Here is a 17,146-nt window from a genome sequence, read left to right on the forward strand (position 1 = left end):
ATGAACATTGAGATGCGAAGCCGTACACGTCATTCCTTAGAAGTGACGGCTTCGTATTTGCGCTTCGGCGCAAATGGAGCGAGTGGAGGGAATCGAACCCTCGTAACTGCCTTGGCAAGGCAGGGCATTACCACTATGCTACACTCGCTTTTTAAATCGAATAATTCCAGACCGCGAAACGCAATATATTAAGAAAAGACGCCTCGTTTGTCAATCAACCCGCCGGAACGCTCAATCTGGGCCAGGCTGAGCAACTCTTGCCGCAACAACCACTTATACGCTCGGGAGCCAGCCGAGTCAAATGCGGCTCCCGACGCGATCTTCTTTGCATCGCGACGGGACCGTACTCGACTGACCGAGTCGAGTGCGGCGAGAGGGACTTGAACCCCCACTCCTTTCGGAACAGGATCCTAAGTCCTGCGCGTCTGCCAGTTTCGCCACCGCCGCATGAATGGGTAAACAATACGGCCATCGTACGGGATCTTCCTTGCATCCCGGCGATGCCGCATTCAACCACCAGGCTGAATACGGCCATGCAACTGTTCGCAGCCGCATCGATCCATCAAAAAATATGCGCCCTGAAGGACTTGAACCTTCGACCCACTGATTAAGAGTCAGTTGCTCTACCAACTGAGCTAAGGGCGCGTAAATATTAAGGCATTTCCAAAATAACGGTGATGCTCTACCCCGCTCGGCCAAGGCCTCGGGGACGGCTCGCTTTGCTCGACCGCCAACTGAGCTAAGGGCGCGTAAATATTAAGGCATTTCCAAAATAACGGTGATGCTCTATCCCGCTCCGGCCTTGCGGCCTCCGGGGACGGCTCGCTTCGCTCGACCGCCAACTGAGCTAAGGGCGCGTAAAGACTTACATCACTTTATTTTTTCCGTGTGGCAAGTTTGCGGTCACGGATATAAACAGATGAGTTCAAGAAACACGCATTCTAGCGGAGATGCCCTTTCTTGACAAGGCTTTAGGCGCGCTTTTAGGAGGGTTTTTGCGGGGGAATCAGCCTTTATACATCTCGCGGATGCCTTTGGTCGTTTCCAGGAATTCTCCCCGGTCCACGTTAAAGGTCTTGCCGGTCAAAGGCAGCTTCTCGAAGGTCTGGTTCAGCTTTAAAAAACGTTCTTCGGTAATGGGATGGGTTTGGTAGTAATCAAAAAAATAAGGAAGCGCCTGCGGGTCCAGGCGGATGAATTTGTGCAGCAGGTCGATGTAGCCCTGCGGGTCGTAGCCGGCCGCCACCATGTAGCGCATGGCCAGTTCGTCCATTTTCTTCATCCGCTCATCCTCGCTGCCCGACTTATGCCCATCCGTTGCGGCGTGCAGGGCCACGACGCCCAGCACCGCCAGCATTCCGATCTGCCCGAACATCGGGCCGACCATGGCCACTCCGTTGGTGATGCCGTCGAAAGCTTTTTTCGAGCCGGAAACCCGCGGGTCCTGAAATTGCAGCAGGCTGATTTCCTGGGCCAGCACCGCGGCGAGTTCCGCCTCGTTGTCGAGAAGATTGATCAGGCCCGTCGTGACGTAGATGAAGCCGCCGGGAGCGGAGACCGCGTAAATGCGATCGTTGTACAGGATCGTGAATTGGTAGGGATTCTTGTCCGGGTCGCGGCCTTTTCCGAGAAGCGATTGCCCGATGTCATTGACATACGCGACGACGCGCGGGTCCGTGTAGAGGTAAAAAGAGGAAAGGACTTCGGAATTGATTTGTCGTCCGTTTTGGATTTCTTCTTTGCTGAAAGCCCGCACCGGAGGCGCGTCCGCCGCGGTTTCGGGACGCTTGGCGTGGCTGGCGCAGCCGGAAAAAAGGAGCGGCATCAGAAGCGCAAGACTGATGCCCGACCTTAAACTTTTCCGCACGCCGTCCTCCTTGGAAAGGATGCCGTATGATAGCACCTTTACCTTTCAGAAAAACGGTCATTTCCCGGAGGACTTGAGAAACTTCTAACTAACTGCGGAATAGAGGCTTAGGAAGGCTGCCGAAGCCCTTTGTTCAGGTCTTTGTCTTTGTAGTATTTCGTGCCCTTGGCCGTGAGCTCGAGAGCAAGGCCGTTGTCGGTCAGCTGGTACAGCCAGACTCCGGGAGAAACGGCAATGGCGCCCTGGTAAGCGCCGCCCACGTCTTTGATTTGCGCGGCGGCTGTCGCCTGCGCGCCGAGTGTCCAGCCGGAATTCACGAAGGAGTCAAAGGCGGTAAACGTGTCAAAGACCCAGATCAATCGGAATTGTTTGACGCCGATTCCGAGCCCCGCCTGAAGCTCAACCATTTTCATGAAGGTTTCGCGGCCGGTTTTGTTTTGAACGGCGATACCCGCGCCTTTGCCTCCGCCCGCGACGAGGATTTTCATGCCGAAGTTACTGAAGACCGCGTATCCCTGGGCGTTTTTGATGGCCTGCTGCGCACCCGGCTGCACCGCATAAAGCTCCGAAAGCGTTTTCTGGGCCATGGTGCGGATCTTCGTGCGCTGCTGATCATAAGGAGAGGCCCCGGCCTGCGCCACCCGCTGCCGGAGGTCGGACTCCGCGAAAGAAACGGGAACCCAGGAAATGCTGAGCATCGACACGATCAAGCCGAACAAAAAAATGCGCCTCATTTGCCCCCTCGCTTTTATTTAATAAAAAAATTTGCGAACACGGTTGATCCAACCGATGAAAACAGCCGCTTAAATCCCTGAGGTCAGATTACCCTGCGCTTTGCTTTCGGTAATGTCATCGATCGAAAGAAGGATGGAATCCTCCCCGTTGTCATCGGCTTCAATCTGACAGGCATTGAGAAGCATGGTCCTTCGTCCAATGCGCGGGAAATTGTGCTGGACCTCGTAATTGGAGATGACCTTTCTCTTGGGCAGGAGCTCTTCAAAAAATTTGCGCAGCGTGGGAATGTTCCATTGGCCGTTTCCCAAACTGAAAAGGAGACAATTAAGCGTGTCTTCCGGCTTGACCTGAAAGGTTTCATAAAAGGCTTTATTCGCGCTTTTGACTCTTAAGACAGCGTTGAGAATAAGCAAGGGATGGCGAACGGTTTGGAAAATGGTCTCGCGGTAATAGGCATACGTCTTGAGTCTGGTAATATCGGTAAACGTAACAATGGCCCCGTCGATTTTCTGGTCGCTCGTCTTGTAGGCGCGGATCTGAATTTTATACCACTGGGCTTTCTGGCTGCGGAGCTCCAGCTCTTTGACAGTATCGGCTCTCATCACTTCCAGCAGCATGGCCTCCAGGTCCTGCAGATCCATGTCCGACCTGATGTCGCTTAGGGGCCGTCCGATATCGTTGCGGATAAGCCTTAAAACCTTTTCCGCGGCGGGAGTAAACCGGCGAATCCTCAGATCGCGTCCCACCATAACGAGAGGCAGGCTGATGCTGTTCATGAGGTTGATATGGTCGTCATTCAGTTCCGTGAGCTGGAGGTTGCGGCTCTGGAGCTCGTCATTGAGCGTCGTGATCTCCTCGTTGGTCGCCTGAAGTTCTTCCTTGGCGGACTCCAGCTCCTCATTGGCGCTTTGGAATTCCTCATTCAGGCTCTGCAATTCTTCGTTGGTCGATAAAACTTCTTCGTTGGCCGCCTGCAATTCGTCGTACGCGGCTTCTTTATCATCAAGGAGGCCCTGCAAATGGAGCCTCGTCGATTCGAGTTCTTTTGCCAATTCTTTATCGGAAACGGGAGAGGCGGTTTCCGGTCCGCTCTGGGTTTCGGACTTAGGGAGCGCCGCTGAACCCGGTTGTTCAAAAACAATTAAAAAGAAGCGCTGGTTTTTTAGCGGGACTTTGAAGGGGCTTACCTTAATTGAGACATCGAGAGAGCCTTCGCTGTGGGAAGACATTCGTATGTTTTGAGTTTTACAGGAAGCGTTTGTCTCCGTGGCTTTCTGGATCGCATTGCGGATCTCGGCGGAAAGCCCTTCCTGGAGCATCTTGAAGAGATTGAGGCTTGCCGTCCCCGGTAAATGCTTGAGATAGCGGCTCGTGTCCCCGCGAAACTGGACGACTTCCATGGCTTCATTGATGACCACGCCGCAATGGTGAACCATTTTAAGCACCACGCGATCAGCCTCTTTTTGGATGTCCGCGATGCTCGGGGCGCCGCTCGGGACAGCGGGGCTCGCGGCGGCGGGAACTTCCTGCGACGAGGCTCGTGCCGGAAGCATCAGCGAGGGGGTTCTCAGAAACGATTTTTTTGAATAAATCTTGGCCTTCTTGTTGACGACGCTGAAGAGCTCCGGGAAAGCGACGATGTTTTCCGACTGCCCCAACAAAAGAAACCCGCCAGGATTCAAGGCATAATGAAGGATCGGCATGATCCTCTTTTGCACGGTCCCGTCTAAATAAATCAAAAGATTCCGGCAGCTGATGAGGTCGATTTTTGAAAAAGGCGGATCGGCGGTGATGTTATGTTTGGCGAAAACGCAAATTTCACGGAGCGATTTGTTGACTTGATAGCCCTTATCAATTTTCCTGAAAAACCTTTTAAGCCTTTCGGGCGAGACATCGTTAACAATGTTTTCCGGATAAATCCCAAGGCGTGCATGCTCGATGGAAGGGGCCATAATGTCCGTGGCAAAAATTTGAACCGGGGTGCTTGCTTTGTCTTCTTTTTCCAAAAACTCAAGCAGATTGATCGCAAGAGAATAGGCTTCCTCGCCCGTGGAACATCCCGTCGTCCATAGGCGGATGGGCTCGTTGGGAGACCGCGTTTTAATTAAAGAGGAGAACACATCGCGCCCCAGCGCTTCAAAGGTTTCGGGGTCCCTGAAAAACCGGGTGACGGTGATGAAAACTTCTTGCGACAGCGTCTGGATTTCTTTCGGGTGGTCCACGAGATAGCTGATATAACTTTTTAAACTATCGATCCGGTTCAGCATCATGCGCCGGAGAATGCGGCGCTTGAGGGTGGTGACTTTGTAATTCGTAAAATCAACTCCAGAAGCCTTGCGAAGCAGCATGAAAATTTGCCGGAGACTTTCCGCCTCGGGAATGAGTTCATCCGTTTTCGCTCCGGTATTGCTGTAAGGATGGCGGCTTATGTTGATAAGTTCCTGGGCCATCCTCTCCGGCGATAAAACGAAGTCCACGGCGCCCGTGGCAATGGCATTTTGGGGCATCTGATCGAATTTCGCAGTTTCGTCTTGCGCGAAAACGATCCCCCCATAGCCTTTGATCACCTTGATCCCGAGCGAGCCGTCGGAGGCCGTTCCCGAAAGAATAATGGCCATGGCCTTGTCCTTTTGGTATTCGGCGAGAGAACAGAGAAAAAAATCGATCGGCAGGTTTTGTTCATGCAATTCAGATTTCCTCTGCTGAAGGTGGAGGAATCCGTTTAGGATGCTCATGCACACGTTTGGAGGAATCACATAGACGCTGTTTGGAGCGACCTCCATTCCGTTGACGGCTTCCATGACGGGCATGGCACTTTTTTTGGAAAGGATGTCGCTCAACATGCTTTTATGCGTGGGAGACAAGTGCTGGACCAAAACAAAGGCCATTCCCGTATTCGCGGGCAGACTCTGCAAAAGCGCGGTGGCCGCCTCGAGCCCCCCGGCCGAAGCGCCGATGCCGACGATGGAAAAAGGAATTTTCGAAGCCTCTTCCTCGATGACGCCTGCTTGACTCATCACGTTTTGGGCTGCTGCGGGTTGCTTGGCTTTTGTTGAAGATTTAGGACTGGGGACTGAAAGGGCTGGGTCATTTCTACTTTTCATAAAATCTAAACATCGGTATAGCCTCAGGTCGCAGAAGGGATGGTTAGAAATTTCTGAAAGGACAAAAGTCTTTGCAGAAGGGACTAGCCATGGATCCAAGTTTTTCCATTATACTCCCCCCCCCATCTAAATGCGCCCTTTTCTCTAAAAAATTATTTTTCTTCGTCGGGGTTCGCCTGACAGAGCGGGCACCGCTCTTTTGTGCTCATTTCTGCTCCCTATTTCCCACTTACCTGCGAATCATGCTTGGCTCCAGGGCGCTCACCCCCTCTCGCGCCACCAAACGTGCGCTCCTTATTCGTCGCGCGGCGATTGCCCATGAGGGCGGCGCTCGCTCGCTTCGACCCCTGTAAAAAAAATTACGCCCGACAGGGGTCGGCCACTACGGCTCGCGGACGAGCCTGCGTCGCCTCCCCTCACTCACTGTCGCGCGGCCTTCGGCTAGCGCGCTCTTCCGGCCATAAGGCCGGCGTTCGTTCGCTTCAATTCTTGCCGGAAAATACGCCCGGCAGGAATTGAACCTGCAACCCTCAGTTCCGAAGACTGATGCTCTATCCAATTGAGCTACGGGCGCAAACAACCTTGCTTTTGATCAATCGAAGTTTGCGCTTCCCCGCGAGGCCTTCCTTGAGCCGAGACGGGGCCGTACCTGCGCAGCCGGCGCAGGTGCGGGCGCGCATCATTTCAACCGCTCGAACACCAGCGCCAGCGCACCGAGATCGCCGACGCTGCCTTTCAACTTCGAGCGCACGATCTTCACTTTTTTGACGGCTTCGGGCCAGGCGTGATGGCGGCAGCTCTGCATCATGATCTGCTCGAAGCGCCGCGGGGCCGAAGCCCAGACGCCGCCGCCCAGGATGACTTTTTCCGGATTGATGATGTTGAGGAGGTTCGCGATGCCGATGCCCAGGTAATAGCCGGCCTTCTCGAAGGATTTCACGGCCACGCTGTCTCTCTTCGTCGCGGCCTCGCCCACGTCGCGCCCCGTGAGAAAGCCCTGTTTGTCCATGCGCGCCGCGAGGATCGTCCTCTTGCCTTTGCGCACCTGCGATTCCGCGTGACGCGCAATGGCCGTCCCCGAGCTGTAAGCCTCGAGGCAGCCTTCGTTGCCGCAGCTGCACAGGTTGCCGTCCGGCACGATGATCATGTGGCCGATTTCCCCCGCCACGTAATTGGCACCTTCGAGCAGCTTGCCGAAGGTGTAGATGCCTCCGCCGATGCCTGTACTAACCGTCATATAAATGAAGTGCTGGCAGCCTTTGGCCTGCCCGAAAATCTTCTCCGCGACCGCGGCGGCGTTGGCGTCGTTGGCCATGAGGACCGGAAGTGAGAATTCTTTTTCGAGCAGGCGCGCGAGAGGAAGTCCCTTCCAGCCTTTCAGGTGCGGGGACCGCGGCACGATGCCGGTCCTGGAATCCACGGCGCCGGGAGCTCCGATGCCGATGCCCAGGACCTTATATTTTTTGGCCTTGGCCGTGTGAAGGATTTCGCGGATGGCTGCTTTCAACTCGGCGATGCAGGCCTTGGTTTCGGCTCCGGTGCGCGTGGGAATTCTGCGGTGCACGAGGATTTTCCCGGAGGGAGTTCCGAGAACCATGGAAATTTTGGTGCCGCCAATGTCGATGCCGATTGCGGTTTTCATTTGCCTAGGTCTCAGGGGGTTTGAATCATAATGTGGGCAGGGACGGAATTGAACCGCCGACACAGGGATTTTCAGTCCCTTGCTCTACCGACTGAGCTACCTGCCCTCATTATAAACTTTTGAAGCGAGGAGGATTCCTCACTCGCTGATAGGTAGGAAACCTTGTGAAATTATAGGGATGCGGGGATGAAAGTCAATGACTCAAACAGGCGGGTCAGGAGGGGCAGGACGCCCTGCCCCTCCCGTGTGTTTACATTTTGACTTCAACGAGCGGGCCCCCGCGGTCGGAGGCCAGTTCGAGCATTTCCGAGACTCTCAGCTTGAACAAGGCGCGCAAAATTTTGTTGCCGTTTTCGCGGCCGAGAAGAAGCGTGATCATCCGGATCTTCTGCGCATGGAATTCTTTATTCTCGTCCACTTTGATCTTGTAGTTGTTGATTTCCCCGTTCGGGAGGACTTCAAGGACGGTTTCGACGACCTTTCCGGCATCGTCGATGAGCCGGACCCCGATTTTAAGGGGCCCCGTTCCGCCCGCATTGTCCAGCAGGCTGCCGCCGAGGGCAAGCCCGACGGAACCGTCCGCTCCCGCGGAGATGAAACCATTGGGATCCGGACTGCCGAGCACGATCGTCCCCAGGGCCTTCGCGCTGCTCCGCAAATCAAAGCGGACGTCGAGCTCCTTGTTGCCCTGCGCGTCCTGCACTCGCGAAGGAGTCAGAAACGCGTTGTTGGAACGCTGCATGGAAACCGAAAGACGATTCAGGACCTGGACCGCGGTGCTTGAGGCCTTGCTGTTGCCGACGATGACCGGCGCCTGCAGGCGCGAACCGCCCAGCATGTATTTGATCGCGCCTTTGTTGTCCGCGGTCTTGTTGAGATTCCTGTCCATGTTGAATCCCCAGGCCACGATGGCCGAGGCGTCGAATCCCTCTTCCCCGTTTTTGCCCACGTTCAAGACGAAATTCTGCAGGTCGGTCCCGAGCTTCAGGACCTGCTTGCTCATCCTGCCGTTTTTATCTTGGAACCAAACTTCCATGAAAGAGCCGTTTCCGGCCGCGATCACGAAATCACGGTTGGAGAAATTCTGCGGTGCGGTGAATTTGAACATGGCGCCGACTTTCGCGCCGCCCGACGCCAGGTGGAAACGCATGGTGTCGTTTTCGAGCGTCACAAAGCCGGAATTCACGCCGAAAGATTCCTGCTTCATGTCGCCCAGGCTCGTCAATGCGGCGCTGTTATAAGCGCTGCCGTACGTGTAGGGATCCGCCGCGGCAAGAGCGGAAATCTGCGGCTTGATCCCGAACTGAATCGTGCATTGCCCGCGTTTGGCCGCGCCGTCTTTGTTCTTATGGCGAAAGACGATCGAGGTCACGGCGCTGATGTCGAAGCCGGGAATGCTGAATCCGCCGAGAGGAAGGTCGGTGAATTCCGCGCCCATGGCCACGCCGTTGACGGTGTACTCATGGCCGTCTTTGTCTTTCAAAATCAGGGTCACGTTTTTGAGCTCGCCTTTGTACTGGATGTTGTGCGGCTGGCTCAAATCCAGCGACTGCCCGGCGGGCATATCGATCTTCACGTCCGAATACGCGTTCGTCGCGGAAAGATCGGAAATGAAGGTGATCACGCGCTTGTTGTCTGAGGTGATGACGTCCTGGGTGATCCTGCCGTAGCCGATGGCTTTGCCCGCGTCGGACGACGTGCTGGAACCCGTGAAAGAAATTTCCGCGCCCGACGGCAAGCTCACCGGATCAGCCGGCACGTTGCGGTCGTACGGATTTTTCGGGAAGGGCGAGCCGATGTCGATTTGGACGTCGGCGCCTTTTCCGCTGAGCGTCACGATCGCGGAGGCCTGCATCACGGCTCCGTTGTCGGCGGAATACGTAAGCGCCAGGACATATTTTCCGGCAGTCCCGGCCGCGGTGCTCGGAACAAATTGAATGCTGAGGATCTTGATGTTCGGCGCCTTGAAAAAGCTGATGCCCGCATCCGCGGCCGCTTTCTCATAGGCCGCGAGGAGCTTGTCCTGCAGCAGATTGGGCACGTTGTGCAGCGCCATCCGGAACAGATCCCCGGACACTCTGCCGTCCCTCACCACGAAATCGCGGTGGGCCTTCACGAAATTGATGACAATGCCGCGTATGTCGCGGAGAGACGGCCCCATGGCGAGCATGTAATTGACGAACTGGAAGACGTTCATCAAATAATTGCCTTCGCCCGGATGGAATTCGCCGACCGTTTTGGCATCCAGTCCCGCGAGGACAAGATAACCTTCCGGCGGCAGCCATCTGCCGGAGCCCATTCTTTCCATTTCCGACATGAGGACGGCGGCAAGGTCTTTTACGGACACAACAAGCGTGGCGTCCGCTCCGGTTTCGATGCGCACCGACGACTGCATGATCTGCGTGTAGAGCGCGGTGAGCCGGCTCATCACGTCATGTTCCAGCGCAAGCCCCTGGTCCGAACCCGGGCCCTGGAACGGGAAAACAACGAGCCCGCCGTGTTCCGGCGTACGCGGCTGAAGGGCCTGGATTTTCGCGCGCAATTCTTCCAGGATCGCCCTTGCCTTGGCGGACAGGTCTTCGAGCAGCTTGTCCAGGGAATCAAACTGGCTTTCGGAAATCACGTCGCCGACCTGGACGGACTTGAAAAGGTCCTCGATCTGCTGACGGCTTGCGGCCAAAGCCTCGCGGATCTGAATTTCCGGATCCGGAGCGGCCTTGTCCTCCATGTTCGTGATCGAAGTATTGGGAGCCAAATTGACGATTCTCAATTTATAGCCCTGCGGCACCTCGATGACCGTTCCCGGTTCGAGCGTCGCCATGTCGACGTCCACGCTGTAGAGATCAATGGACATTCCGCCGTCAGGCGTAGGCGCGGACGGCGTCACGCGCACGGTGAACTGCCCCATCATCACGGGACGCGTGCAGCTCATGTTGGGTTCTTTCCAGCCGAAGCAGCCGTCTTCGACAAAGCTCACCAGGACATCTCCTGCGCCTTTCGCGTCGAACTCGTAATCGCGGCTGTCGTTCCTTACGTCCGCGTGATTGAAACGCAGCAGTTCGCTGCCCGCGAACGCCGCCCTTTCCTGATCCGTCGGATAGGAAACAACGGGAGGCTCGACGTTCCTGTCGACGGAAGCAAGGATGATCAAAGCATCCTGCACGTCGAAGACGCCGTCCTGATTCACGTCAAAATTCATCTTTAAAATTCCGGCGGCCGGATCCGCCGAAAGCAGGTGCTCTTTGAAAGGTTCTCCGTCGTTCAGCGTCGCGTCTTCGGCTGCGGCCCCGTCATCGATAATCAGCTCGGCTCCGGACACGGCCGCGTTTTCCGTGTTGGGAATAAACGGCAGCGTCCACCAGAGCATCTTGTTGTAAAGCCCCGACAGGGCCTGATTCAGATCCGCCTTGCTTACCACGCCGTCGTTGTCGAGATCCGAATTTGCGATGAGAACATCCGTCAGCGCATCCACGGAAAATTCGGCGTCAAAGGACGTGGTGACGTTTTCGCTGAAAGGCGCGGACGTCGAATAAGCCAGGAATTTAACGGCTCCCTGCTTGTCCGTTTTCACGCCGATGAGAGATTCGAAGCCGTCGAAGGTAATGGCCAAACCGCCGTTGGTGGTCTTTCCGAAAGCATCCATGGCGATGAAATACTGCCCGTCGCCGATGCGGCCTTCCTTGATCGCCAGGCGGACCGCGTCCAGCATGGCCTGATGCCGGGGATTCAAAACCCCGTTGCGGAATTCCAGCATCATGGATTCGCCGTTCGAGAGCTTCACTTCATAAAGATGGGTCTTCACGTACATCAGCTGCCGGAAAGCCGGAAGCGCGTCGCCGTGCCCCACAAACTCCGGATAAAGGCCTTCCTGGAAATCGATGGATTCCTTGGCTTCGCCGTGCTCGAGCACCAGGTCGCCGTAGCCGGCAAGAATCCCGGCTTCCGCCGCGGCCCATTCTTCGTCACGGGCTTTGATCTTGGCTTCGAGATCCGAGATCAGCCCCGGAAGTTCGTCATGGCGTTTCACGGCCGCGGCAATAAGATCCCGCAGCGCCTGTTCCATGTCACCCACGCCTCCGATCGCGTCTCCAGCCTTGTCCGCAAGAGCCTTTGCATCGTCGAGATTGCCCGCGTCCAGCGCCTTTTTCAGCGCTCCCGCGATCTCGTCGAGCCGGGCGATCAGCATTTCATAAGCCGGCATGGACTCGGGCCTCATGAGAAGCATTTCGGGATCCATCTTCCCATTCAAAATCTGGTTGAGCTTCTTGAGTCTCTCTTCGAGTTCCTTGTTCATGCCCCTGGACTTGATGAATTCCTCGCCCAGGCCGCGGAGCTCGGCGATGGCGGAATCAAGCGCCGCCACGATTTCCTTATAATTAGGATCTTCCGGCTTGATGTTCTCAAGCTTCGCCGCCTGCGCGAACAGGTCTTCCAGAGTGTGGAAAAGAATTTTCCGCTCCGTGCCGTCCGAGAGGTGGATCACCGCGATGCTGCCGCGCGAGAGCGTGACGTCCAGGCTGTCGATGACGCCGTCCTGATTGAGATCCGAAACCGCGGAGCTCGGGACCGGGATCGCTCCACGAATCGTCAGCGTTGAGAGTTCGCCATGCGCGCCGGTCCTGTTGATTTTCACGATCACGCCGCTGTTGGCGTCGGAATATTCAAACTTGTTGATGACCTGCAGGACGTTCTCTTCGCCCTTACCGTCTCCTTGGGTGTATTCATAAACTACGTCGATATTGCCGGGCGTGCCGCCGGCGTATTGGACATAGCGCATCGTGATGCCCTTTTCCGCGAGAGGATAGCGGATAAGGGGCCGCGAACCGCGGGGCGCGGGAGGATAAATCATGGTGTGCATGGTCGCGCACATGCCGTCCGCGTCGAAAGAGCATTGATAGTAGTCCATGCCGTTGTAATCGATTTCCTTGAAGACCTGGTCCGCGGCAAAACAGGCCGCGCCCTTGGGGCAATAGCGGCTGAACATGCTGACCCTGTCCACGGTGTTGTTGTTCCACATGTTCTGGTCGTAAGAAACCGAAATGTGGACGAGGTTGTGCGACTCACCCGTGATTTCCTGAATCGTGACCGGGCCCTCATAGAAAAGCTCCGCGGAAACGAGCATCAGGTGCTTCGGCTGGCGGCCAAAATACATCAGAGGAATCGCGTCGTCCTTCATTTCCACTTGTTCGCCGTCGGCCTGCGCCGTTTCGAACATGAGCGCGTCGGCTTCGTCAGACGGCGCCAGGGTGCTCATGCGCAGCTCCGAGCCCGGTTCGGCGGCGATCATGTCTTCCGATAAATCCACCGTGACCGGATCAAGCATGATGGGCATGAGACGTTTCGGTTCGACCGGATTCTCCTGGAACGTGAATTCCATGTCCGAGGGAATGACGAATTCGCCCAGTGGATCGATTTCCGCGGGCTGGATGTGCGTGCCTACCGCTTCACCGCTGAAATGGATGGACGCAATGCCTGCATCCATGTCGATCTTGATCGTCATGAGTCCTTTTTCGATCCAGGACTGAACTCTGTCGTTACCCAGGCCGTACGTGCTTCCCAGATCGGCCAGGACCGCTTCACGCACCGCGGTTTCCGGAATTTCCGTATCTTCGATAGGCTGGACGTCGTTGACTTCGTAGAAGAGGCCCATCATTTCGCTCATGTGGTTCAGAGAGCCGGTCGCCTTGTAGCGCTTGCCGTCGGCGTTGAACTCGATGTTGTACGTGACAAGCGAAGCGCAGAATTTGCCGGCTTCGCAGGGCGACATCGTGGAGACGCCGTCTTCGAACTTCTCGATCTTGATGTTCTTGAAGTCCACGTTCAGATTGAGAGCGAGCTCCGTGCGGAAATGATCCTGCAGCGAAAGCGGCGAGAAATTCCAATCCGCGAACTGCCGCATCACCGCGGTCTGCATGTCGTCCTGTGGGTGGAATTCGAAAGCCACGATGACTTCCTGGCCGGGAATGACTTCGCGCGCCTGGATGCCTTCGGCCTTGTCCGCGTTGAGGAGCAGCGGGCCGGGGGCCTGGATGTAACGCAGATTCGGATTCACGGTCACCGAAGCCAGGAAATGCCCGTTGAAATCCTGATAAATCGGATAAGGCCCCATGTTCGGGTCTTTGGGAAGCCCGTCTGAATTCTGAATCGCGACGGGAGGCAGGATCAAAGCGGCGCGCATCAGGTGGACATGCGCTTCTCCGGCAACAGCCTTGAAAACAAATTCCTTCACGTTGCCTTTAATCCTCATGCCCTGCAATTCCAAGGCATCGCCCACGGTGGCCTGGATCAAGTCGACCAGATCCTTGTCCATCTGACCGACGGGAATGAAATCCCTGTCCCTCACCAGACGGCCCGTGATGACGAAGGTCGTCGTGGTTTTCCAGCCTTCATTAATAGATACGGTGCTATAGGTCACGATGTCTTCGAAACCGTCTTCCAGAGGCACCCGGTCGGACGGCATGCCGTGGCAGGCGGCTTTCATCATGGGATTGGCCGGGCAGCTGAACTCGGAAATTTTAAGCGTGTCGATCTCGGTGAATTTTTTCACCGTGCCGTCCGCGCCCGTCCACACGGCCTCGAGCTTTTCCCAATTTACTTCGACGACATTGCCGTCTTTGTCTTTCTGGTAGATGAGGCGGCCTTTCTCGTCGAATTTGTTTGTGACGTCCTCATGCGTTTCCGGTTTCGCGGCAAGAGAAATCAAAAATTCCGCGAGTGGGTCTGTCGCCTGCGCGGCTTCCCCGCCCGCCGAGTCGAGATGGGCGTCGATGGCGCGGCGGTTGCCGTCGGCATCGAGATAAACGCCGGTCACGTTCGCGGCGGCGCCGTCATATTCAAAGGTCGCCCGCACGCGGTCATGATGGTCACGGCGCACGATGGAGACGCTCAGGCTTTTGATCGCGTTCGGCGCGTAGTAGGGATACCGGATCGGCATCTGCGCGCCTCCGGCCGCCGCTTTGTCCGCCAGGACCGAACTTCCGGCCATGGGCGCCGAGTCATACGCAACCATGGGATACAGAATGTAACCATTCGCATGATCGAACTCCACGCTGCGGGTGTCTTCGAGAACCAGCCCGCCGCCGGACGTGAGCACCCTGCGATGGACAGCCGCGAACTGCCCGAACGCGTCCACGGTAAAGCGGTCCATGATGCGGTAGCGCTTGGTGCCGTCAAAAATTTCCGAGGCAATGCTGATCAGGACGCCGGAATCATCGTACGTGTTATGCTGGCGCGCGGAGTAGACAATCTTTCCCGCCTTGTATTGATCTTCCGAATGGCTCAGGAGGCGCTTGGACGAAAAATTGGGGTACGGCCAAAACATGCGGTCCGCGGGAAGCGTCGTGACTCCCGTGGCGGTCATGGGAGACGATTTTGCCACCGCATTCGGCTGGGCGCCAGCCGCGCCATTCAGCAGGACCTTGTCGTAATAATAGGGATAGTAATTGAGCGGGCCGGTGATGTCGTAAGAATCGGAAACACGCTGCGTCAGCTCGCCGTCTTCGGTGTAATTTTCCTGCTTCGTTTCCTGGAAATTAGGTTCGCCCTTGTCGTCCAGGCGGTAATGGTCGGTCGTCACGGAAGCCATCATGGCCTCGGCGGGATCCTTGGACGCGAAATAGCTGATGTATTCGCGTTCGACCAGGCCCTTGATCCCCGCGCGGTAATGCGGGTCCCAGCGGACCACGTCGTAGACCGCGAGCGGATAAATATTGCCCGGTCCGGAATCCTGCATCGGGTTCGAAGGCGAATACTTGGGGTCATACCGTTCGGTCCATTCGTTCAAGAGGACGTTGTCCGGGCCGTAATCGCTGCCGCGGATGAGAAGCAGATTGCCGGTGTCGGCGTCATACCGGAAAGACTGGACGTTCCGGCCCTGGACCGTCAGGGGCTGATCGCCGTATCCCGAAAAAGTCCGCGTCGCGGCTTTGATCACCTGCCCTTTGGCGTTGAAGGCCTTGCTCGTTTCGTAGCGGTAGGTTTCTTTGCCGTCATCGAAATTGAAGCTGCTGTTGGCGGAGACGCTGGTCTTCATGCTGCCGTCGTCGCGGTACGTGATGTTCAGTTCGTTTCTCCATGTCACCTTGCCCTGATAAAGCGATTCGGTCACTTCGCTGACCAGCTTGTCGGTAATGACGCCCGCGGCATCCGTCAGGAACGTGCGCGTGGTCGTGGTCTCGCTCGAGACCGCCCCATTCGAGCTGTACGTGACGTGCTTGGAGACTTCGTTGCCCGCGGCATCGTATTTCGACTGCTCGAGCGTCTCGTTGGAATAGGAATAGTTCGGTCCGGTGCTGGTAGAAACGGTCTTCTTCTCGAGTACGCGGCCCGCTTCATCCCGGGTGTAAGTCGTTTCGGTCTTGCTCGAGCTCTGCCAGCTTCCGGTATTTTCGTAGATGTCGATTTCGCGGAGCAGATTGCCCGCGGCATCATATTCGAAGGTCTGCTCGGACGTGGAAGCGCTGCTCTGCCCCTGCGGGTATTGGTAATCGCTTTTCGAGACCGCGCTGAGAAGCTTGCCGGCGTCGTTGCGCGTCTCGATGCGGGAAGAAGTGCCGTGCCCCTGGTCCTGGCCGTCCAGGAAGCTCTGCCACGACTGCTCCTGCTTGAGAAGATTCCCGTTCGCATCATAGGATTCCTGGGTCGTGCTCTTCGACTCGGAAGTCTTCGGGATGCCGTCGGCATCCGTGTAAAAGCTCATGGAAGACGACACGACTGTCTTATCATTTCCGTTGTACGTCGTCATCGTCATCGAGGTCCACGTCTTTTCCATTTCGCCCGTCTTGGCATTCAGGCCGAGGCTTTCGGAAGCTTCCTCGGTAACACGGTCTTTGTCGTCGAAAGTCCGGATAACGGAGTACTGAGACGTGAGGCCTTTGTCATCGTAGGAAAATGATTTGTAAGAGAGCTGCTGACCCGAAGCGGACTTTTCTTCCGTGGAAGAAAGGAGAAGACGGCCCGCATCAATGCTGACCGTGTAGGACGCCTGAGAACCATCCTCGTTTTTGTGGATGAAAATGATCTGTCCGTCCTGCGAAGAAGGCACTTGAGGATTGGACAAATTCGCGAGCGCTTCGTTGCCCGACGCCGCAAAAGGATGGCGGAATTCCGACTGGTCGAGGACGTAAGACTCCTCGAGATTCAGCTGTTTGTAAATGATCGCGCGCGCCTGTTCGGCAACATCTTTTTCCGAACGCATCCGCTTCGCCAGCTCCTCCTTGGAAAGAAGCCCCTCTTCTTCCTCGGTCACGATTTCTCCGCCCAAAGTACGGATCTTGTCATCGGCCTGATTTTCGACCTTTTCTTCCTTGGGGGATTCCGCGTCGGTCGTCAGCACACCCTCGTTGCTCATCATGAAGATCTCGGAAGTCGAAGCGTCTTCCTCTTCCGGCGCCGCCTCCGGCTTTTTCTCGTCCGCCTTGATCTCTTTTTGGGGAGTGGACACACCGGTGGCGTTGAAGTCATCAGCTTCCTGGGACCAGCCGAGCGGAACGATCTGGGTCAAAGTCATCGTGACGGACACGAGCAGACACATGAACTTCTGGAGTTGGCTGGTTTTCATTTACTGCCCCCTTGAAGAGAATTTTTGAATGTATTTGCTTATTATTGCTATATTTCTAATTACATCTCGGGCAACTATATTAATCTCTTTAAAAGCCTACCTTATAAACTAGCCCAAATCAACGCTGCATGTAACATCTTTTAAAGTACACTTAAAAACTATATCAGAACGGCAAATCTATCTATCAAAAAGTGACATCCGGTCAAAAAGGAACGCTGAGCGGTCATTTCAGGCTGGCA

The 17,146-nt window shown here is 55.9% G+C and carries 5 protein-coding genes and 5 tRNA genes; all 10 read right to left on the minus strand.

What is annotated here, in order from left to right; all coding sequences use genetic code 11:
• Window positions 1-74: 74 nt before the first annotated feature.
• Window positions 75-148: transfer RNA gene (locus VL688_00250), tRNA-Gly, on the minus strand.
• Window positions 149-365: 217 nt separating this feature from the next.
• Window positions 366-447, minus strand: a tRNA-Leu gene (locus VL688_00255).
• 125 nt (window positions 448-572) lie between these two features.
• Window positions 573-645: transfer RNA gene (locus VL688_00260), tRNA-Lys, on the minus strand.
• Window positions 646-1,006: 361 nt separating this feature from the next.
• The gene (locus VL688_00265; GenBank protein HTL46479.1) at window positions 1,007-1,867 is read right to left on the minus strand and encodes a M48 family metalloprotease; all 861 of its coding nucleotides are present in this window, start codon (window positions 1,865-1,867) and stop codon (window positions 1,007-1,009) included.
• Window positions 1,868-1,974: 107 nt separating this feature from the next.
• Window positions 1,975-2,601: a YSC84-related protein gene (locus tag VL688_00270; GenBank protein ID HTL46480.1), complete on the minus strand. Its 627-nt coding sequence runs from the start codon at window positions 2,599-2,601 to the stop codon at window positions 1,975-1,977.
• A 69-nt stretch (window positions 2,602-2,670) separates the two neighbouring features.
• Window positions 2,671-5,619 carry a chemotaxis protein CheB gene (locus VL688_00275; GenBank protein ID HTL46481.1) on the minus strand — a complete coding sequence of 983 codons (2,949 nt, stop codon included), beginning with the start codon at window positions 5,617-5,619 and terminating at the stop codon, window positions 2,671-2,673.
• A 587-nt stretch (window positions 5,620-6,206) separates the two neighbouring features.
• Window positions 6,207-6,280, minus strand: a tRNA-Arg gene (locus tag VL688_00280).
• A 105-nt stretch (window positions 6,281-6,385) separates the two neighbouring features.
• Window positions 6,386-7,348: an ROK family protein gene (locus tag VL688_00285; protein ID HTL46482.1), complete on the minus strand. Its 963-nt coding sequence runs from the start codon at window positions 7,346-7,348 to the stop codon at window positions 6,386-6,388.
• A gap of 33 nt (window positions 7,349-7,381) precedes the next feature.
• Window positions 7,382-7,454: transfer RNA gene (locus VL688_00290), tRNA-Phe, on the minus strand.
• Between the two features lie 144 nt (window positions 7,455-7,598).
• A complete protein-coding gene (locus VL688_00295) occupies window positions 7,599-16,907 on the minus strand; it encodes a hypothetical protein (protein HTL46483.1) in 9,309 nt (3,102 codons plus the stop codon).
• Window positions 16,908-17,146 lie beyond the last annotated feature (239 nt).

This window comes from Verrucomicrobiia bacterium (assembly GCA_035495615.1).
Classification (GTDB): domain Bacteria; phylum Omnitrophota; class Omnitrophia; order Omnitrophales; family Aquincolibacteriaceae; genus DATJFP01.